The 17,835-nt window shown below is 60.5% G+C and carries 21 protein-coding genes; 18 read left to right on the forward strand and 3 right to left on the reverse strand.

What is annotated here, in order from left to right; genetic code table 11:
- Positions 1-31 precede the first annotated feature (31 nt).
- The 7 genes from BEN47_RS19545 to BEN47_RS19575 are packed head-to-tail and all read left to right on the forward strand — an operon-like array spanning position 32 to position 4,061.
- Complete coding sequence (locus BEN47_RS19545) at positions 32-1,051, forward strand: hypothetical protein (protein WP_070730992.1); 1,020 nt, start codon at positions 32-34, stop codon at positions 1,049-1,051.
- Positions 1,051-1,566: a hypothetical protein gene (locus BEN47_RS19550; protein ID WP_070730994.1), complete on the forward strand. Its 516-nt coding sequence runs from the start codon at positions 1,051-1,053 to the stop codon at positions 1,564-1,566. Before BEN47_RS19545 ends, BEN47_RS19550 begins: the two co-directional genes overlap by 1 nt.
- On the forward strand, positions 1,563-1,826 hold the full coding sequence (locus tag BEN47_RS19555; RefSeq protein ID WP_070730997.1) for a hypothetical protein: 264 nt from the start codon (positions 1,563-1,565) through the stop codon (positions 1,824-1,826). The genes BEN47_RS19550 and BEN47_RS19555 overlap by 4 nt, the downstream gene beginning before the upstream one ends.
- A gap of 6 nt (positions 1,827-1,832) precedes the next feature.
- Positions 1,833-2,462: a hypothetical protein gene (locus tag BEN47_RS19560; RefSeq protein WP_070730999.1), complete on the forward strand. Its 630-nt coding sequence runs from the start codon at positions 1,833-1,835 to the stop codon at positions 2,460-2,462.
- Positions 2,462-2,824 (forward strand): hypothetical protein, encoded by a 363-nt coding sequence (locus BEN47_RS19565; RefSeq protein ID WP_070731003.1) that lies wholly within the window; start codon positions 2,462-2,464, stop codon positions 2,822-2,824. Before BEN47_RS19560 ends, BEN47_RS19565 begins: the two co-directional genes overlap by 1 nt.
- A gap of 44 nt (positions 2,825-2,868) precedes the next feature.
- On the forward strand, positions 2,869-3,555 hold the full coding sequence (locus BEN47_RS21185) for a hypothetical protein (protein WP_125921828.1): 687 nt from the start codon (positions 2,869-2,871) through the stop codon (positions 3,553-3,555).
- Positions 3,552-4,061, forward strand: a complete 510-nt coding sequence (locus BEN47_RS19575) for a hypothetical protein (RefSeq protein WP_070731007.1) — start codon at positions 3,552-3,554, stop codon at positions 4,059-4,061. The genes BEN47_RS21185 and BEN47_RS19575 overlap by 4 nt, the downstream gene beginning before the upstream one ends.
- A 174-nt stretch (positions 4,062-4,235) precedes the next feature.
- Here the strand turns inward: BEN47_RS19575 and BEN47_RS21665 are convergent, their stop codons facing one another.
- Entirely contained in the window at positions 4,236-4,667 is a 432-nt protein-coding gene (locus BEN47_RS21665; protein ID WP_158011123.1) for a hypothetical protein, read from the reverse strand.
- On the opposite strand from BEN47_RS21665, the gene BEN47_RS19580 reads away from it, so the two are divergent.
- A complete protein-coding gene (locus tag BEN47_RS19580; RefSeq protein ID WP_158011125.1) occupies positions 4,644-8,078 on the forward strand; it encodes a tape measure protein in 3,435 nt (1,144 codons plus the stop codon). The genes BEN47_RS21665 and BEN47_RS19580 overlap by 24 nt on opposite strands.
- Positions 8,079-8,101: 23 nt before the next feature.
- Here the strand turns inward: BEN47_RS19580 and BEN47_RS19585 are convergent, their stop codons facing one another.
- Together BEN47_RS19585 and BEN47_RS19590 are read right to left on the reverse strand one after the other, a co-directional pair.
- Complete coding sequence (locus BEN47_RS19585; protein ID WP_070731012.1) at positions 8,102-8,494, reverse strand: hypothetical protein; 393 nt, start codon at positions 8,492-8,494, stop codon at positions 8,102-8,104.
- 4 nt (positions 8,495-8,498) lie between these two features.
- Complete coding sequence (locus BEN47_RS19590; protein WP_070731015.1) at positions 8,499-8,744, reverse strand: hypothetical protein; 246 nt, start codon at positions 8,742-8,744, stop codon at positions 8,499-8,501.
- A 229-nt stretch (positions 8,745-8,973) separates the two neighbouring features.
- Here BEN47_RS19590 and BEN47_RS19595 point away from each other — a divergent pair, with 229 nt between their 5' ends.
- The 10 genes from BEN47_RS19595 to BEN47_RS19635 all read left to right on the forward strand — a co-directional run bounded on the left by BEN47_RS19595 (position 8,974) and on the right by BEN47_RS19635 (position 17,833).
- Positions 8,974-9,444: a hypothetical protein gene (locus BEN47_RS19595; protein WP_070731018.1), complete on the forward strand. Its 471-nt coding sequence runs from the start codon at positions 8,974-8,976 to the stop codon at positions 9,442-9,444.
- Positions 9,445-9,456: 12 nt separating this feature from the next.
- Complete coding sequence (locus BEN47_RS19600) at positions 9,457-10,014, forward strand: hypothetical protein (RefSeq protein ID WP_070731021.1); 558 nt, start codon at positions 9,457-9,459, stop codon at positions 10,012-10,014.
- On the forward strand, positions 10,011-11,339 hold the full coding sequence (locus BEN47_RS19605) for a tyrosine-type recombinase/integrase (protein ID WP_083322620.1): 1,329 nt from the start codon (positions 10,011-10,013) through the stop codon (positions 11,337-11,339). Before BEN47_RS19600 ends, BEN47_RS19605 begins: the two co-directional genes overlap by 4 nt.
- 50 nt (positions 11,340-11,389) lie before the next feature.
- Positions 11,390-11,755, forward strand: coding sequence for a GIY-YIG nuclease family protein (locus BEN47_RS19610; RefSeq protein WP_158011127.1), 366 nt, complete (start codon positions 11,390-11,392; stop codon positions 11,753-11,755).
- A gap of 6 nt (positions 11,756-11,761) precedes the next feature.
- The gene (locus BEN47_RS21190; protein ID WP_125921829.1) at positions 11,762-12,886 is read left to right on the forward strand and encodes a DUF723 domain-containing protein; all 1,125 of its coding nucleotides are present in this window, start codon (positions 11,762-11,764) and stop codon (positions 12,884-12,886) included.
- Positions 12,887-13,033: 147 nt separating this feature from the next.
- The gene (locus BEN47_RS19615; protein WP_125921830.1) at positions 13,034-13,519 is read left to right on the forward strand and encodes a hypothetical protein; all 486 of its coding nucleotides are present in this window, start codon (positions 13,034-13,036) and stop codon (positions 13,517-13,519) included.
- A 47-nt stretch (positions 13,520-13,566) separates the two neighbouring features.
- Complete coding sequence (locus BEN47_RS19620) at positions 13,567-15,744, forward strand: FHA domain-containing protein (RefSeq protein WP_070731031.1); 2,178 nt, start codon at positions 13,567-13,569, stop codon at positions 15,742-15,744.
- Positions 15,744-15,968 (forward strand): hypothetical protein, encoded by a 225-nt coding sequence (locus BEN47_RS19625; RefSeq protein ID WP_070731035.1) that lies wholly within the window; start codon positions 15,744-15,746, stop codon positions 15,966-15,968. Before BEN47_RS19620 ends, BEN47_RS19625 begins: the two co-directional genes overlap by 1 nt.
- The gene (locus BEN47_RS19630) at positions 15,914-17,200 is read left to right on the forward strand and encodes a DUF5977 domain-containing protein (RefSeq protein ID WP_070731038.1); all 1,287 of its coding nucleotides are present in this window, start codon (positions 15,914-15,916) and stop codon (positions 17,198-17,200) included. Before BEN47_RS19625 ends, BEN47_RS19630 begins: the two co-directional genes overlap by 55 nt.
- Positions 17,201-17,245: 45 nt before the next feature.
- Positions 17,246-17,833, forward strand: a complete 588-nt coding sequence (locus BEN47_RS19635; protein ID WP_070731040.1) for a hypothetical protein — start codon at positions 17,246-17,248, stop codon at positions 17,831-17,833.
- The last annotated feature ends 2 nt before the right edge of the window (positions 17,834-17,835 follow it).

The following is a 17,835-nucleotide window of genomic DNA, read 5'->3' on the forward strand; positions in this document are numbered from 1 at the left end:
GGCCGTAGGGCCGGGCCGGCACCTTTGTGCCATGCCGCAAGCCCCGTTCGACAACACCTGCTTAACCGCCCTTGTGGGCATCAGCGCCGCCGGCTCCGACTGCTTCCCGCTGCCCCCCGACCCCGAAGCCGCCGCCGCGCTCACGGCCAGTGCCACGGGCTTCTACCTCGACCAGGTGGAGGGCCTCAGCTTCCGGGTGAGCAACGGCAACCCCAAGAGCGATTTGTACGCCCGCCTGCGCCGCGCCCGCGAACTGGCCGCCCTGCGCATCCGCACCGCCCTGCAGGGCCGGGCCGCCCTCGGAGCCGCCCGCTACGAACGGCGCGGCGTGCTGGGCAAGCCCGGCAACGGCCAGGCCCTGCCGGCGCTCACGCTCGCCCGGCTCACCCTGCAAACCGTGGTGCGCGATTTCGGGGCCTACCGAATCAGCACCGTGCGCCTCGACGCCACCGCCACGGTGGCCGCCGTGCCGCTCTTGCTCGACGGGCAGCCCGTGGGCACGCTCACCAGCACCAACGCTCCCGCGCAAGCCGTTGCCGGCATCCTCATTCCCCTCGATGGGCAGCCGCACACCTTGGAGGCCCTGCTGCCCGAAGGCGTGCGCCCGCTTGATACGAAGCTGTTTTGCCCGCCCTGCAGCGGCGGCGGGCCCTGGGGCCAATCCGTGGCCGCTTCCCTCTCCGGCATCACCACGGCCACAAGCAGCTTCGGCTTCACCCTGAGCGTAGCCGAAGAATGCACCGCGCCCGGTGCCGCCGATGGGCTGTGCTACGCGGTGAGCGAGTACCCCGAACTGCAACTGTACGTGGCCCAGGCGCTGCTCTACCAAGCCGCCGAACTCATGGTGGTGGATTTGCTGGCTGATGCCAGCGTGAGCCGCTACACGATGCTCGAACCCAAAACCCTGCCCGCCCTCGGTGCCCGCTACGCCGATTTGGTTCAGCAGCACCTCAGGTGGCTCACCAGCGCCGCTGGCCTGGGCCGGGTGCAGCACCCCTGCTTTGTTTGCACGCCGTCCGGCTGGCATCCTACCACCACCGTGACGCGCTAATGGCCACGCTCCAGGACCTTGCCCAACAGGCCAGCCAGGGCGTCGTGCAGGCCGCCCCCCGGCTGGCCCTGCTCCGTGCCCAGACGGCGCTGGCCCTGGTCACGTTCCGGGTGCAAAGCCAGGGCGTGGCCGGGCCGGGGTACTCCACGACGCCCGTGCCCTCGTTTCTCTTCACCAGCAAGGCGTTCAACGCGGGCGGGCGGGCCTACATCAAAAAGAACAAGCTCGGCACCTACAAAGGCTTTCGCGACGCCCTGGGCTTGCCCACGGCCTACGTGAACCTCACCTTCACGGGCCGCATGTTCCGCAGCCTGCAGGCCAGCGCGGCGGGCGTATCCGGGGCCGTGGCCCAAGCACGCATCGTGGCCAGCACCCAAGAAGATGCTGACAAGGTGGGCTACAACACCAAGCAGCGCGGCGACTTTCTGGCTCCCAACGCTGCCGAGCGGGCCGAGATTGCCGCCGTCACGCAGCGGGAAGTAACCCGAATCATCAACAGCTACTTCCAGGTATGAAGCCCTACTTTGAAAGCACCCGCATTGCCCGCGACGAGTCCACACAGGAAGAGTTCGAGTACCTGACCATCATCCTGTGGGCGGATGTATGCCGGATTGAAGAGCCGGCGGGTGACGACTTCAAAAACGGCAACGCTAAGTGTGTCATTTTTATGAGCACTGAAAGCTCGATTTGGCTGCTGGCGCCTTACGCGGAAGTAGCCGCGCAGTGGAAAGCCTACCTGGACGGCTACCTCGTGCATTCCCCCCTCCGCAATTAAGCCCGCATGACGACCGACCTAGCCCAGCACCTTGCCGAGCGCCTGCAAGCCACCCTCCCGTTTCTGGACCGGGTAACGGGCCTGGCGCGGGTCCACGAGCGCACCATCATGGACGGCGACACGCCCCGCAGTGAACGCCTGCCGGTGCCCGCTGCCTACACGGCCGCCGAGTGCGAGCGCGACGGGCGCTACCTGACCCCCGACGAGCACACCGGCTCGATTGTCTTCTTTGAGGACGGCGGCGAAATCAGCACCGGGCAAGGGCAAGCCACCCAGCGCGAAGCCACGCTGCGCCTGCTGCTATGGCTCAATCCCTTCAAGCTCAGCCACGCCCTGCCGCAGAACCGCCTGCAGGCCGAAGTGGAACAGGCGCTCAGCGTGCGCCGCCGCTTCGACACAGGCGACTACCGGGGCCTGTTCATCACGACCAGCACCTTGCCCGCCGGGGCCGCCCTGCTGAGCGCCTACAGCTTCGGCGGGGGCACCACGCCCCTGCTGTACCCGCCGTACCAGCTGCTGGGCCTGGAACTAAAGTGCCGCTACCAGTACGCCCCGGCCTGCCTGCTTCCGGCCTTGCCGACGCTCGACTTAGACCGCACCGCCTGCCTGTTGCCACCTGCTTCGCCGATTCTCTGATGGATACGACCTTCTTTCTGCATGTGCTGGGCACGGCGGCGGTAGGCGTCTGCTTCGCCTCTATTTTGGTGGCCGATGGGATGCTGCTCTCCCCGGTGCAAGCCTGGCTGCGGCGCCAGTGGCGCCACGCCCACGGCACCGAGCTGGACGAACAGGAGTGGTTCAAGCCGCTGTGGGGATGCTTTGTGTGTGTTACAGGGCAAATAGCCACATGGAGCTACCTGATTTTGTATTGGCCCGAAGACTATAGGCAGTCGTGGTATTGGTGGGCGTGCTTCGCCGGGCTTTGGTTTGTCTACATATCCCTTTCAATAATCACGGCAATGGTGTTAAACAAAATCACGAAATGGGCAAGATTATAGTAACATTGTGTTGCTGTACAATGGCAATAGTCGTATCTTGTGGTATGAAAAATAGCACGAGTCACGCCGAAAGAAGGGTTGTCGTTGACGGCAATGCCCAATGCTCAAAATGCCAAAAACTCAAGCCTTTCGAGGCGTTTGGGTGTAATTCATCGTCCGCGATTAAAATAAAATCGCACTGCAAAGAATGCGAGGCGGCCAAGCGGGCGGCAAACAATACCCCGGAAATGCGTGAAGCAAGGGCTCATCGGTATTTAAATGGTGGCAAGGAGCAACGCATAGCCTTCGCCCTTGCAAATAAGGAGCGGATATACCTGCAACGCAAAGCATTGAGGGACTCTCGTACCCCCGAGCAAAGGGCTATAGTAGCAGAAAAGGCAGCAGCATATTCAAAAGGGCCACAGCGAAATAATTTTGCTGCTCGTCTTTTCTTTAATCTAAAGATAAGAATGGGCAGAGCCCTTAAGGCAGCTATTTCTGCCTCAGAAACCAGAGCCCTGTTAGGCTGCGATGCCAAGCAGCTCGAACAGTATATTAAATCGCTCCTAGGCCCTGGTATGACCGTTGAAAACTACGGACGGAGGACAGGCAAGCCGGGGTGGGAACTGGACCACATAGCCCCGTGCCGAGCCTTTGATTTCTCCATTGAAGCAGACCGTATGGCGTGCTTCCACTATACAAATGTTCAGCCCCTTTGGGGAAGTCAAAATAGCCGGAAGAACGCAATATGAATACGCCAATAATCCCGGAAATCATCACGCCCGAACCGGACGCCACCAGCTTCACGGCCAAAGGCGTCACCTACACCATGTTCGACGGCCTGCTGACGGGCCGCTCCCGCTTCTACGACCGGCTCAGCATTGAGTTCGGCCTGGATACCAAGCTGCCCGGCATCATCGACGGGCTGGACACGCTCAAGGCCAGCTTCAACAAGCTCGACTTCGTGAAGGCGGCCAGCACCGTGGAGCTGCTCCGACAGGGCATTAACATCATCGGCGCCAACCGGGTGCGGGAGGTGGAAATCGTGGGCATGTTCTTCAACGCCCCGGAAGAAGACCCCAGCAAGTACGACTTCGCCGCCATGCAGGCCAAATGCTACGGCGCGTGGGAGGGCGTCCACTCGGGTTTTTTCTTGCTCGCAGCCATTCGCTGCATGAAAACTGGCTACGGCAGCTACGCCCACTCCTTGACGCCGGCAGGGCTGACGCCCGCCTCCTTACCGCAGCCGAGCGAATAGAGCAGCTGAGCTCCTATTGGGCCGCGCTGCTGAGCTGGTTCAGCGAGGACGACCCCGCCCGCTACTTAGCCGCCCTGCAACTCGATGCCCGCGACTTCTACCGCATGAAGCGCAACAAAGAAGAATCCATCCGCCGCCTGTCGGCTCACTAACCGCCCCGCCATGCCCACCGACTTAGGCCAGCTGTATTCCTTTGACCCGTCCGAGATTGTGGCGGGCCTGGCTAAAATAGGGCAAGCCGACGTGGCCCTGCGCGAGGGCCTGCGCCAGTCCGGGGCCGTGGCCACCAACTCCTTTGCCGAAGCCGCCAAAGCCGCCACGGCCTACTCCGACCAACTGGCCGGCACGACGGCCGAGTACCGCGCCGCCGCCGCCGCCACGGCCAGCGCCCGTGAAGCCGTGCGCCAACTCACGGCCGCCAACCGCGAGCTGGCCGCCGCCCAGAAAGCGAGCGGCAGCGCCGATGAGGTCAAGCGCTTGGGCCGGGAGATTGAGAAGAATACCGCCCGCATCCGCGAAGCCAAAGCGGCCATCCTGGAAAACCGCGCCGCCACCGAGCAGGAGCGCGCCGCCGTGCTGGCCGTGCGCGATGCCCGCCGGCTGCAAACCAACGCCACGAAGGAAGCCGCCGCCGCCGCCAAGGACCTGAATGTTCAGGTGAAGGCGGAAGCTGCCGCACGAAAGGAAGCGGCCACGGCTCGGCAGCAACCCGCTAACGATAGCGCGGGTTCGTCAGGCGGCTTCTTTGGCTCCTTGCTGGGCAAAGTAGGCCCGTTGGCCGCTGGCTTGGTAACGGTCAATGCCGTTGTAGATAAAATAAAGCAAGGAATAAGCAATTTTGCAGCCCTTTCAGGCTTGCAAGCCACGCTTGTGGGCGTAGCGGGTTCGGTGCGGGAAGGCGGCAGGGAGTTCGCTTACGTCAAAGCCCAGGCCGATGCACTAGGTGTGCCCTTGCTCACATTGGGCAAAGCCTACACGGGCATATTTACGGCGGGCAAAGAAGCCAACTTTACCGCCGCCGAAACGCGGGATATTTTTGAGGCGGTTGCCGGTGAAGCGAAAGTGCTGCAAAAGTCGGACGCTGAACTAGAGCAAGCCCTCCGCGCAGTGCAGCAAATTATGTCGAAAGGCAAGCTCACAGCAGAGGAATTGCGAGGCCAGCTTGGGGATGTTTTACCCGACGCCACGGCCAAAGCCGCGAAGGCCCTGGGGGTCACGACGGCCGAACTTGATAAGATGCTGCAAAAGGGCACCATCACGGCGCGAGATTTTTTGCCCAAGTTCGCGGCAGAAATCAAGCGCACCTATGGCGACGCCACAGCTAACGCAGCCACGCAGCTAGGCTCAAATATTTCCCGCATCAATACTTTCTTGCAAGAAAGCAGCGCGAAGTTGGGCGCATTTTTTGCCCCGGCCATTAAGTACGTGGCCGAATTTGTGAGCTCGGCAAAACTAGCCTCCGATGCCACGGCGCAAGAACAAGTAGAGCTTGAGGAATCGCTAGTTGCCATTACAAGCCTGAACGTGGGCAATGCCGAGCGCACCCGATTAATCAAAGAATTGCAGGCCGAGTACCCCGCTTTGCTGGGCAACATCAACGCTGAAAAGGTGGGTAACGATGAATTGTCTACCGCCATTGACAAGGTATCGGCCTCTTTGGTCAATCGCATAGTGCTCGAAAAACAGCAGGAAAAGATTGCCGACCAGGCCGCCAAAACAGCCGACGCCCTACGCAAACGGTTGGAGGCGGAAATTGAGATACGCAAGCAGTTGGGCAGGCTCTATGTTGAGCGGCAACGCAACGTTGAAAGCAGTAACGGCATACGGGCCATAAATGACAACGGCAGCATTGGGTTTGGCGCGGATATTCGCAAGGAGAACCAGGGCTTGCCGCTTGCGGTTGCGGCTCAAAACACCTTGGACCAAATTGCCGGCCGCAAGGTGGCTATATCAACGGTTTCCCCGGCTGTCAGGGAGTTGTTCCAGGCGACAGAAGCCTACCGCAAGGCGCAAATTGCGCTAAACACAGAAGAGGATAAAAGCAACGAGCTAACCCGCCAAAAGGCGGCTTTTATGCAGGCGTTGGGCATTTCTACGGCTGCTTCCACCGGCGCCCTAACGGGTAACACGGCAGCCCTCACGAAGTCGATTGACGCCCTGCAAGCCCACCGGGCCGAAGTGCAAAAGCAGTTGGAAAGCCTGACTACGAATGACTATGACGATACGGGCTACCGCAAACGGTTGGCCGGGTATCAAGCTGACCTAGAAAAAACCGATAAGCTAATTGCCGAACTTCAAGGCAAGCAGGATAAGAGCGCGGACAAACGCGAGAACAAACAGGCCCAACTGCTAGAAGCCTACCTGCGCGAACAGCAGACCTACAAGGAGCTTGCCCTAAAAGCCGCCGAACAACAAGAAGATGACGCAAAAAAGGCATCTGAACGGCAGTTTCAACTAGACCTGACCAACATTTACGAATCCAGCCGGAAGCTCAAGGCCTCAAAGAAAGCGGCTGGGCAAGGTAATGCATTTGATGCCGTACAACTAGAGCAAGAGAACACGCTTATTCAGGGAGCATACGATGCCCATTACGAACGCCTGTTGGCTATTCAGCGCACAAAGCAGGACCAACTATTAGACCTCCAAAAAGAGGGAGACCAAAAGCAGTTGGACGCGCTGGCCTTGGCTTTTGAAAAGGAGAAGGATAAATACGCCAGCCAGCCCGCGCAACTCAAGGCCGCTATTGAAAGGTACGGGCGGGAGAGGGCCAAATTGCTGCTAGACCAAGAGCAAAAGCGGTTGGACGAAGAACAGAAGCTAGCTTCATCGGTAGCTGAATCAGCCGCGCTCGACTTTACCGACCCCGTAAAAGCGGAAGAAGTACGACAACAAGGCTTGTTTGCTGTAAAGCTGAAGTATGCACTAAAGGAAATCGACCTCAAGCGGCGCGTGCTGGACTCGGACCCGAGCACGGCCAATAAAGACGCCCTGCAAGTAGCCCAAAACACATACGATGGCTTGCTAGCCATGCAGAAGAAGTCAGAAGGCAAGTTCGACCTATATCGGCTTATTCTCGGCAAAGCCGATAGCCCAGAGCTACGGGAGGCATTAGATGAAGTAACAGCGTCCGTAGTCGGCTCAATTAGCCAAATCCTACAAGCCCAGCAGCAAGCCGCCGCCCAAAAGGCAGCCGACGCCACCACTGCCATTGGCGAACTGCAAAACCAGCTTAATCAAGAATTGCAGTACCGTGAAGAAGGTAGTGCCGCAAATGTTGCCGCTACGCGGGCCGCTATTGCAGAGCAGCGCCAAATACGAAAAGAGGCACTGATTGAGCAACGCCAAGCAGCTAAGGCCCAAGTGCTGCTTGACACCATCACGCAGGCGGGCAACCTAATCACAGCCGTTTCCAACGTTTTTGCGGGTACGTCTAAACTCGATGCTATTCTGCCCGGCGCGGGTATTGCGGCAGGCATTGCCTTGAGCGCCGTGTTGGTAGGGGCCTTTACCGCTTCAAAGATTACAGCCTTCCAAGCCGCCGGCCAAATCGGCGGCGGCAGCTTTTACACCGGCGGCTTTACGGAAAAGGGCGGCAAATACGAAGAGGCCGGCGTGGTGCACAAGGGGGAATTTGTAGCCAACCAGGAATTGACAAAGGACTATTACTCCCTCTTCAAGGCCCTGCACGAAGGCAAACCAGGGGAAATTGATTGGTCCGCGCCCTCCATGCGCGAGTTGTTACCGCCGCCGTTGTTGCCACGTCAACCGATAGCCTTACCCGATTACGCCTTGCCCGCCCGCCTACGCGCACAACAGCAGGAATACAATCAGCGCCAGCAGGCCCAAGCCCAACAGCCGGTTAACGCGGCTTTTGCTCAGATGAATACCCGCCTGGCCGCCATTGAAGCCAGCAACCAGCGCATGGCCGACACGCCCACCGTGGCCGCGCTCGGACCCGATAGGGTGCTGCTCACCTACGCCGACGGCACGACCAAGATTGTGAACTACAGCGGGTAACAATTCCGTCCTTCAAGCCTTACCTATGTAAGAATTAATGCAGAGCTTGGTACTAGTTGCTGAACATTCCGCCGCCGCTGGCGAATGAAGGCCACCAACTCCGATTCGCTGCACACCGCTCCTGTGGCTTCAAATGCCTTGCGGGCCTTGCGCGGGTGCAAGTGGTAGTAAAGCGTCTCAACTAAAAACCGGCTGATTCCCTGCTTTGTGCTGGCTTGTTCGGCCGTAGCCGAACCGCCCCACACGGTAGCACCCCGCAGTGCTTTGTAGCTGTTCAGGCGCAATGCGCCTGCCTCCCCCTCTTCTACCATCATCTGCCAGCCGGACGCGGCCCACCACGCCCATTCTTCGGGGTATTTGCGCCGGGTGACGCGGCGGGAACGGGTGCGTCCCGCAAAGGGAGTGCGGCGGGACATTTAGTTAGTCGTTTAAATCTTCCCCCAAAATCAAATTAATCTTTCTACGACGCGCTTCTACTAGTTGCGCTTCAGTATCATTAATAGACATGCTGAGGCGCAATGCTTCTTCATGCATAAGGGAGCGTGCCAAAGCAGAAATACTGAGGCCGCGGGCGCGCCCTACCCGCGAAAACAGTACCCGTTCCTCATCAGTCATTTTAACATTGATTTGCGGGCTTCGCGGCTTATTGCTCTTTTTGGGTTCCATGGGTGCAAATATATGTCTAGACTTCGCAAATAAAAAATAATGTTTATTTTCATTATGTCATTGCAATGTCTAGACTTTTGCGTACATTTGTTATGTCCAAACGGGACGCCTCACCAAAGTAGAACGCAAAAAGGCCAGGCGCTTCAACGCCTGGCCTTCACGCAACGGCCGCTTCAACAGCCGCTACAGGGTGGGGACTACGCAACCCCCAATCCAACCACAAAATTACATGAAAAATGTAATGCCAGGTCAAGCTGCTTCAACAGCCTCCCCCCAAACCACCACCAAGCAAGCCCAGGTAACCGGCTTGCAGGCCCTCATCCTCGAATTGGTTTTAGGTTCGGCCTACGCCACCCAAGCCGAGATTGACCGCACTATTGCCAGCGTAGCCAAGTGCCAGAATACTAGTACGCTGGCCAAATGGTACCGCAATTCGGTAATCGAGCTTGCGGAACGCGAAGAACGGGCGCCCGCAACCTATGCCACGGGCGAACAAAAGCAGGAAATTATCTGCTTGCTGAACCACGCCGTTGTTACCCGCCGCCACAAAACGCGGGTATTGCTGGGTATCAACCGGCTGACGAAAGATGCCGCCGCCCTTGAAATCACCCGCCTCACTGCCTACATAGCCGCTCCCTTTGGGGGCGGCGAAATGGCCAGCACGGCGGTGGAGTTAGTTGGTCTATCTCACGCTTGCTAGTCGCGCCCCGCCATGTACGACTATCAGCAGAACTTTAGCCAGGAATCGGCTACCCGCCAAACAACGATTTACAACAAGCTGGTGGCCCAATGGGCTGCCTTGCTGTTGGCTTCCGATGAAGGCGTATTTGAAGTAACAATTCGCAGCCAGAGCGGCCCCGTTACGATTGCGGTGTGCTTGAACGACGGCACCGAAATCGCGCAGCTATTGGCCGAGAATTTTGGCAAACGCATTGCCCGGCTGGAGCACAACCTGAACACCACGTTGGGCGAAATCGGGTTGGAAGTCCGCGCCGATTTGCAAGCCGCCCAACGGCAAGAAGTCCAACGCGACGCTGAAAGTGCCCAGCGCCGGGCCGAATGGGACGCCTACACCCGAACCCTTGCCGAACAGCAGGGCAAGGCCCTGGCTGCATTGGCCCGCGAACAAGCCAGCCAAAGAGGCACCGCGCGCCGCGCCCGTGTCGCTCCTGCCGCAATGAGCAAGGCCGCCAAGCAAGCCGCCGCTGGGCCGATGAACGCCGCCGTTGAAGTGCCCACCGCAAAAGTTGGAGAGGGGCCACAATCATGAGAACGCGGGTAAATATTCTGTTCTGGTTTCGCAAGCAGGTGCGCCGCCACGCGGGGGAACGGGAGGCCAGCACCCCCGGTAGCATTTATTGTCGCTTGAGCGTCATGGGAAGGGACCGAATCGAGGTTGCTACCGGTATCGAAACGACCTATGGCGATTGGGACGGAGCGGCCAGCCGCGTGTTGGGACGCACGCCAGCCGCCCGCACGGCCAACGAATCACTAGTGAAAATGCGTGACCGACTCACGGACATCGTTGCCGACCTTGACCGGCAAAACAAGCCCATCACCGCCAAGCGGGTGCAGCGCGTGTACTTGACCAACGGGGCCATGCTCAACATGATAGAACTGTTTCAACAGTTTTTAGCTGAGCAGCAAGGCCTTGTGGGCGTTGAAATTAGCCCTGCTACGGCCACGGCCCACAAGGTGCGGTTTGGCAATATCTGCGCCTTTTTGCAGGCCCACAAACTCACCGAGCTACGGCCCGAAGAGTTCACCATCAACATGGCCGATAAGCTGCTGTACTGGCTCATGAAAGCGAAGGGCCACAAGCGGAACACGGCGCTCAAGAACCTGCAAAACGTCAGCCAAGTCCTGACTTGGGGCGTGCGGCGGGAACATTTGGACAAGAACCCAATGGTGCTGTATCAATACAAACTGACTGCGCCGGGAGAAATCAAGTATTTGACCGTGGGCGAAATCGGCATTCTGCGCGCCACTTGCTTGCCAGACTACTTGGCACGGGTACGGGACTGCTTTCTATTCCAGTGCTGGACAGGCTTGGCGTATGCCGACCTCTATGCGCTGAATGTGGCACGGGACGCGGAATACCAAACCGACGCGCAAGGCAATTTGCGGCGGTTGCTACGGGTGCGCCGCCAGAAATCCACCATGCACCACGGCTACGAATGCGTCATCCCCTTGTTGCCAGAAGCGGAGCGGCTGCTAAGCCAGTACAAGGGCGAGCTACCGGTTCCGGCAAACGCCGTCTACAACCGCTATTTAAAAGAAATTGGCGCCGTGTGTGGCTTTTCAGCCGACAAGATGACAACCCATGTTGGGCGTAAAACGGCGGGCGTCATGATGCTGAATCTAGGCATTCGCATGGAAGTCGTGAGCAAGTTTTTGGGGCACTCTTCCGTGAAAATGACGGAAAAGGTGTACGCCAAAATCCTTGATACGACATTGGTAAATGAGTTTGACCGCGTGTTTAGCGTTACGCCATTGCCCACCCAGCCAGCCGCAATTGAAGTATTCAGCCCCGCGCCCCGCAAGCTGATGCCCGGGCCCGGTACACAGTCGTTTGAAATGATAGCCGCGTGGTAATGGCAGCGGCCAAACTAGCAACCGCCCCCGCCACGAAGCGCAGGGGCGGCATGGGCCGGGCGCAGTGGCTCAGCAAGCAGAACGGGCGCAAGGCCGTGCTCTATGTCGTAAAGCTGTACGGGAATGAGGGCGAACAACCGTTCTACAAAATTGGGATAACCTTCAATTTAGCCGCCCGCTTCGCCCGCTTGCGCTTCGCGGGGTACAAGTGGCGCACCGTGGCGCGGTATGGGAGCTGGAGCGCGGGGCGGGTGTTCGACTTAGAGGAACGATTGCACATGCAACTGAAGCCCTATTCCTGCCGGCCTTTCCTGCCTTTTGCGGGCCTTACGGAATGCTACGGGGAAGTAGAGCCGTTGCTTGCCGCGCTGCCCAGGGTGGGCACGTTTGTATTAAAAATTGGTGTTGATATTTGATAAACTATGTCTAAGGCTTTAACAACTGCGGAATTTATTGCCAAGGCTCAGGCCGTGCACGGGGTGGGCAAGTACGGCTACGAGAAGGTGGTGTATGTAAATGGACAAACTAAAGTGGTAATTACCTGCTCAATCCACGGCTTTTTCGAGCAGCGGCCCAGCGACCATGGCAAAGGCATTGGGTGTAGATTTTGTGGGCAAGAGAAGGGGTCAATAAGCCGCTCCCTTGATACGCATGCCTTCATTGCTAGGGCCAAAGAAACCCATGGCCATCGCTATGATTACTCAAAAACGATTTATATAGGCAACAGCCACAATGTTGCTATCAATTGCCCTGAACACGGAAAATTTGAGCAAAAGCCTTCGCACCACATGAAGGGTAGTGGCTGCCCAGCCTGTGCCGGCGTGGCGCGCATTGATACCCCTGCCTTCATAGCGCGAGCCCAAGCCGCCCACGGCGACCGCTACGATTACTCAATAACGGTATATGCGGGGAGGGGGCGAAAACTCACCATTGTTTGCCCAGAACATGGCGAGTTTGAGCAGCTTTCAAAATCTCACATGAATGGAAATGGGTGCCCATCATGCGCCATCATAGCCAACTCGCATAGTACGGCCTCATTTATCGCCCGTGCTCAAGCAGCGCACGAAAACCGCTACGATTATTCAAAAACGGTGTACACGGGTAGAGGCTGCAAAGTTGCTATTATGTGCCCAAAGCACGGCGCGTTTGAAAGAAAGGCGCGCAACCATTTGGAGGGGTCTGGCTGCCCCATGTGTGGAGAGGCGCGGCGCACCGAAATTAACCGTCTTAGCTGGATTGCGCGGGCAAAAAATCGCATCTGTTACCTGTATTTATTACGCATATTTGACAAGGACGAAGTTTTTTATAAAGCAGGGGTTACATCTGATTCTGTAAAAAGGCGTTTTGTAGGCCCGCAGGCCCTTAACAATTATTCTTACGAAGTCTTAGCCTTGCATAAATCCACGAATGCCGCCGCCGTTTGGGAATGGGAACAAAGTATACTGGAAACGTTTTCGCATTTGGCCTATGTCCCTAAGCGGCCTTTTGGAGGCGCAACAGAATGCTTCTCAAGCTGCGAAGAAATCCTAGCAATATTCCCGCTATGACAAGAAAAGGCCCGGCCAATCTCTTAGCCGGGCCTTTGCGTTTTTGCATTAAAAGCTAATCGGCCGTAAATCTGCGCGAAGCGAGATAGGCCACCTTTTGTGCGGTGGGTTTAATCGCTGGGGCGTTGGCGTCGGTATATTAGCCGGATGAAACCTCTGCCTCTTGCCTTATTGCTTTGCGTAGGCTGCCACTCAGCTACGCTCTCAGATGAAGAAACCATTAAAGCCGTTGCAGCCGCACAAGCGCCGGGCGAAGGCTTTCAAGATTTCAAGTTTGGGCAACCTGCCAGCGAATACCCCGGCTTGGATACGGTTACCAGTAGCCCCGAAGGCGTGTCCTTTACGCGCAAAGGCGAAGCCGTGGCGTATGGCTTGGTACCTGTGCACGATGTTATTTATACGTTCCGCAACGGAGGCTTTTCACAAGTCAGCTTCAATTCGTCGGGCCTTTCCAACAGTAACAAGTTGCAAGGGTGTCTGGAGCAATTGTTCGGCCCCCTAGAAAAGGGCGAAGACAACCGCTACAAAGCGCAAACAGGTAAGGCCATGCTGCTATTCTCTCGCACCTATTCAGGAGACGCAACCGCTATTATTGTAAGTGAAGAAGACTTTGCGGATATGCTGAGCACGTAACCCCCCCCCCCTTTCCCCCCGTAGGGGCAGCCCGGCACCTTTGTGCCATGCCGCTGCCCTTGCCCGCCGTAGACAACGCCCTTGCCCGCTTCTTCCTGGTGATTGCCGGGCAGCGCGTGGAGGCGCAGGTGGGCGGGGAGGGTCGCATCAGCCGCGAACCCGGCGGCGACGGGAGCACCCGCGCCTTTTACTTCCGCGACAAGCTCAGCCAGGTCCAGTTCAGCGGCGAGGCCTACGCCTACCTGCTGGGCATTGAAAACAGCAACGCCCGCTGCCAGCGCATAGGCCTGCTCGTGGAAACCCGCGCCCACGCCGGGGCGCCGTGGCTGCTGGAATGGGAAGGCGTGTTCATCTGCACGGACGTGAGCTGGGACCCGGACAACTGCACGGCCACGGTGACAGCCGCCCCGAACGATGCCTACCGGCGCCTGCTGGACAGCTACGATGCCGAGTACAACATCCTGCGCACGCCCGGCACCCGCACGCCGGTTACGGCCGAGCTGGCTCAATTGGCCGGGCAACTGCGGCTGGAGTCCCTGCGCATTGATTCGGCCGAAGAAGCCGACTTCCTGGGCACGGACGGCTGGACGGGCTTCTTGCGGGACACGAGCTGGATAAGCGGCCGGGGCCTGCAAAAGGGCACCTATAGCCGCATGGTGCTGCTCTTTCGCTACCGCTTGCCCGCCGTGGCGATGGTGCCCGACACGACCACCGTGGGCGACTTCGTGCCCGTGGACAAGTCCGATGCCGGCTGGGTGCCGCTCCTTGATTCGCGCAACGATGCCCGGAATCCGCCCACCATCGACTACGTGAAAGGCGCCGAAATCGCGGGCTTTAAGCCCTACAAAATCGGCACCTACAACGACTGGCTGGACCCGACGAACGTGACCAGCGGCGGCCAGCCCCGCAGCAACAAGCGCTACGGGGACCAGCTGCTGCTGCTGCCCTGCTTCAACTCGCCGGCCGACTACGGCTTCAGCAATGCCGACTACCTGAAGATAACCGGCACGGGTTCCGGCCAGAGCCTGGGCGGGGCCTTCAATGCCGAAGCCGACGGCGGGCAGTGCCTCAACGTGCGCCGCCACGTCAAGCAGGGCGATGGGGAGCCCGCCAACAGCCGCAGCCTGTGGTGGCGATTCGGGCAGTTCAAGTTTGCCCGCGCCTTCCGCCTGCGCGATGCCGTCTACGAACTGCTGCGGGCCACCATCTACGGCCCGGCCCGCGCCGACGGCACCTTTGCGCCCCCCGCCCCGGCCCTGCTGGCCCTGCTGCCCCCGAATGCCGACGCCCTGAGCGTGTTCCTTTCCGCCCCGACCAACCCGGCCACCGGCCAAACCGGCAACGCGAACGAGGTGCCGCGCCTGCTGCTTTCGGCCGGCTCCGACGTGAAGCGCTACGGCAGCAGCGAGGCGGCCACGCGGGTGCTCATCAGCCTCAAGCAGCTACTGGCTGACCTGAAGGCCCTCTACAAAATCGACTGGTTCATTGACCCGCTCACCGGCTGGTTCCGCATCGAGGATTTGAGCTACGTGGAAGCCCAGCGCGAAGCCGGCGCGGTGCTCGACCTGACCGCCCTTTCCGGGGCCGTGCTGCCCCGCGCCTACTCGTACCGCACCCCGGACTTGCCCCGTTACGAAGAACTAACCGTGGCCAATGCCCAGACGGAGGACCTGCCGGGCCACACCTATTTTGCCAAAGCCGCCCTTGACTACGGCCCCGACGGCTGCAGCATCGGCCGCGAAGGGCAGAACCGCCGCAGCAGCGCCAGCGCCCGCCTGACGGGCGACGTGACGGCGGGCGTGCTCTTTGGCGATGCCATTCCCGATAACGCCCTCTTCCTCTTAGCCCCCGATGCCGCCGGCACCCTGAGCGACGCCAACCGCCTCGTGGCCGTGTCCTCCCTGCTGGCCCGCTACCACCGGCGCGGCATGGTCGGCCCCGGGGCCGTGCTGCCCGGCGGCGTGCCGGTAACGGCCCAAAGCGTGCGCCCGCAGCGCGAACAGCCCGCCCAAACGGCCCCGCTGGGCACCTTGCGGGCCTTGCCGGCCACGGCCCGCCTCACGACCCTGCTGGGCCGTGAGGGCGAAGCGGCCAAAGCCGAGCTGAACCTGAAAACCGGCGTGGTTACCATTACCGCCTGGCTGACCGTGCCCGACTCCTACACCCCGCTTCCGACCATTCGGAGCCGGCAATTTGACGAATCCTTTTCCGATTCCTTTCGCTAGTGGCCCTCAACGTTCACACCTTCCCGCTGCTGGCCTACCCCGGCCCCGCCCCCGAAACGGCCGCCCGCGCCGGCATGGGCGGCTGGGATGCCTACGCGCTGTGGGCACCCACGGACCGGCTGCTGCCCTTCGTGCTGCAACGCCCCCTGCTGGTCGGGGCGCCGCGTGGGTGGCGTGCGCCCGGCTGGAGCACGCCGATACCGGCGCCCTGCTCCACGAGCTGACGCCCACCGGCCCCGGCGCCCCCTTGCCCGCGCTGGGCCTGCTGCTGCACAAGTTCCAGGACGCGGGCACGGGCGTGGAATCCTTCGCCTACTACGGCGGCATCATTCCCGGCCTGGCTTTGCCTTGTGGCGTGCCCGTGCGCCTGGTGCTCGACAACGCCTACCAGAGCCCGCGCTTCACGGGCCGCGCCGATAGTGCCACGGCCTGCCTGCAGCTCGACTGGTGGCACGATTCGCCCCTCTACCGCGTGCCCTACGGCACGGGCCTGCACCAACGCCTCTACGTGGAGAACGCAGGACTGCAGTACGCCCCGACCAGGGAAAAGAGCGAAGTCATCGTGAACCCGGCCACGGGCGAGGACACGGTGGTGTTCATGGCCAAAATCCGCGCCGCCACCGTGAGCACGGAGCCGCTGCCCGCCTACCTGGCCGAAGCCTTGAGCGCGGCCAACGCCCACCAGCGCTTTGCCGTGGACGGGGAGGAATGGAAGCTGGCCGAAGCCAAGGAAACCAAGGCCGGCACCGACGGCGGGCGCGATGCCTTCACGCTCACCTTTGAGCAAACCGACGTGCTGGTGCGCCGCTCCTGCCCCGTGCCCGCCCCGGTCTCCCTGCCGTACGCGCCCGACATGGTGCGGCCGTGGCGCTGCGGCGACACGAGCGACACGGCCCCGGACTTTCAGCCCGACGGCGAGGGTATCTGTGAAAGCGACAACGACGACTTAAACACGGGCTACGTGCTCTACACGACCCGCGACGTGAACCCGAACAGCGCCAGCTTCAACCAAGTGGGCGCCCCCGTGCGCGGCGAGCAGCCCAACGAGGCCCAGTGCCCGGTGCCGCCGCTCTACTACTCCGCCGAAGTGGCCGGCTACACCTCCCGTTCGGACTGCGCCGAAGGCCAGGCCAGCGGCGAGCCCGTGTATTACCGCTTGGCGGCCGGCGCGCAAACCAGCCGCGTGAGCCAGGCCCAGGCCAACGAAGCCGCGCAGGCCCTCTATGCCACCCAGGCGCAGGCCCACGCCAACGCCACCGGCACCTGCCTCACCGCCGGGCCGGGCGGCGGGGCTGCCACCTACGTGCCCGTGTATACGCCCGACGGGTGCTTTGCCTGCCAGATGGCCAACGAAGCCGACCTCTCGGACGTGCGCGATGCCACGGCCCCGGAGATAAACCAGTACACCCGCGCCTACAACAACAACGGGACCGCCTGCGCGCCCTGTGCCAACTAATTCCCCCGTTTTTCCCTCACCCCAATCCCTCACCCTTTTTTACTCATGGCCGCAAACCCAGACGACCCCACCATTGCCCTGAATTGCCAGGACCAGACCCTGCCGGCCGGCGTATCGGCCGCCGATTGCTACGTGCCCGAGCGCAACTACGGCCCGATTCGCAACCTCTACTACACCCGCGCCCCGTTCGCGGCCCCGCCCACGGCCTTGGAAATCGCCCGCCGGCTGGCCTTGTTCGGCACGGCGCCCACGGACCCCGAAGCAATGGTTGGCCCCATCGTGGCCCAGGTGAGCCTGACGCCCGCCACCGCCCAGGTGGACCGCATCAACGGGGTGGACTACCCCAAGCCGACGGACCTCTCCTTCGCCGTGACCATCTTCGACACCAACCAAGCGCAGTACGCGTTCATGCGCAGCACCCAGAAGGGCGGCACGCAGGGCTATTTCTACGGCGTGGACGGCACCCCGTACTGGGTGGGTGGGCAGTCCGGGCTGACCGGCGAAAAGGCCATCCTCTCCTCCCGCTTCAACTGGCCGGCGGATGAGACGGCGCTCCAGACCATCACCGGCACCATCACGGGCAAGGGCTTCTTTGACCCCAAGCGGGTGCCCAGCCCGGTGCCCGTGGTGTAAGC

This window comes from Hymenobacter lapidarius (assembly GCF_001816145.1).
In the GTDB taxonomy this organism is placed as follows: domain Bacteria; phylum Bacteroidota; class Bacteroidia; order Cytophagales; family Hymenobacteraceae; genus Hymenobacter; species Hymenobacter lapidarius.

Bases quoted from the DNA above. Each gene is read 5' to 3' on its own strand.
- BEN47_RS19620 (WP_070731031.1), top strand. From the start codon at position 13,567: ATGCCGCTGCCCTTGCCCGCCGTAGACAACGCCCTTGCCCGCTTCTTC.
- BEN47_RS19585 (WP_070731012.1), bottom strand. From the start codon at position 8,494: ATGTCCCGCCGCACTCCCTTTGCGGGACGCACCCGTTCCCGCCGCGTC.
- BEN47_RS19545 (WP_070730992.1), top strand. From the start codon at position 32: ATGCCGCAAGCCCCGTTCGACAACACCTGCTTAACCGCCCTTGTGGGC.
- BEN47_RS19595 (WP_070731018.1), top strand. From the start codon at position 8,974: ATGAAAAATGTAATGCCAGGTCAAGCTGCTTCAACAGCCTCCCCCCAA.
- BEN47_RS19615 (WP_125921830.1), top strand. From the start codon at position 13,034: ATGAAACCTCTGCCTCTTGCCTTATTGCTTTGCGTAGGCTGCCACTCA.
- BEN47_RS21185 (WP_125921828.1), top strand. From the start codon at position 2,869: ATGAAAAATAGCACGAGTCACGCCGAAAGAAGGGTTGTCGTTGACGGC.
- BEN47_RS19590 (WP_070731015.1), bottom strand. From the start codon at position 8,744: ATGGAACCCAAAAAGAGCAATAAGCCGCGAAGCCCGCAAATCAATGTT.
- BEN47_RS21190 (WP_125921829.1), top strand. From the start codon at position 11,762: ATGTCTAAGGCTTTAACAACTGCGGAATTTATTGCCAAGGCTCAGGCC.
- BEN47_RS19635 (WP_070731040.1), top strand. From the start codon at position 17,246: ATGGCCGCAAACCCAGACGACCCCACCATTGCCCTGAATTGCCAGGAC.
- BEN47_RS19600 (WP_070731021.1), top strand. From the start codon at position 9,457: ATGTACGACTATCAGCAGAACTTTAGCCAGGAATCGGCTACCCGCCAA.
- BEN47_RS19560 (WP_070730999.1), top strand. From the start codon at position 1,833: ATGACGACCGACCTAGCCCAGCACCTTGCCGAGCGCCTGCAAGCCACC.
- BEN47_RS19610 (WP_158011127.1), top strand. From the start codon at position 11,390: ATGGGCCGGGCGCAGTGGCTCAGCAAGCAGAACGGGCGCAAGGCCGTG.
- BEN47_RS19605 (WP_083322620.1), top strand. From the start codon at position 10,011: ATGAGAACGCGGGTAAATATTCTGTTCTGGTTTCGCAAGCAGGTGCGC.
- BEN47_RS19565 (WP_070731003.1), top strand. From the start codon at position 2,462: ATGGATACGACCTTCTTTCTGCATGTGCTGGGCACGGCGGCGGTAGGC.
- BEN47_RS19555 (WP_070730997.1), top strand. From the start codon at position 1,563: ATGAAGCCCTACTTTGAAAGCACCCGCATTGCCCGCGACGAGTCCACA.
- BEN47_RS19575 (WP_070731007.1), top strand. From the start codon at position 3,552: ATGAATACGCCAATAATCCCGGAAATCATCACGCCCGAACCGGACGCC.
- BEN47_RS19550 (WP_070730994.1), top strand. From the start codon at position 1,051: ATGGCCACGCTCCAGGACCTTGCCCAACAGGCCAGCCAGGGCGTCGTG.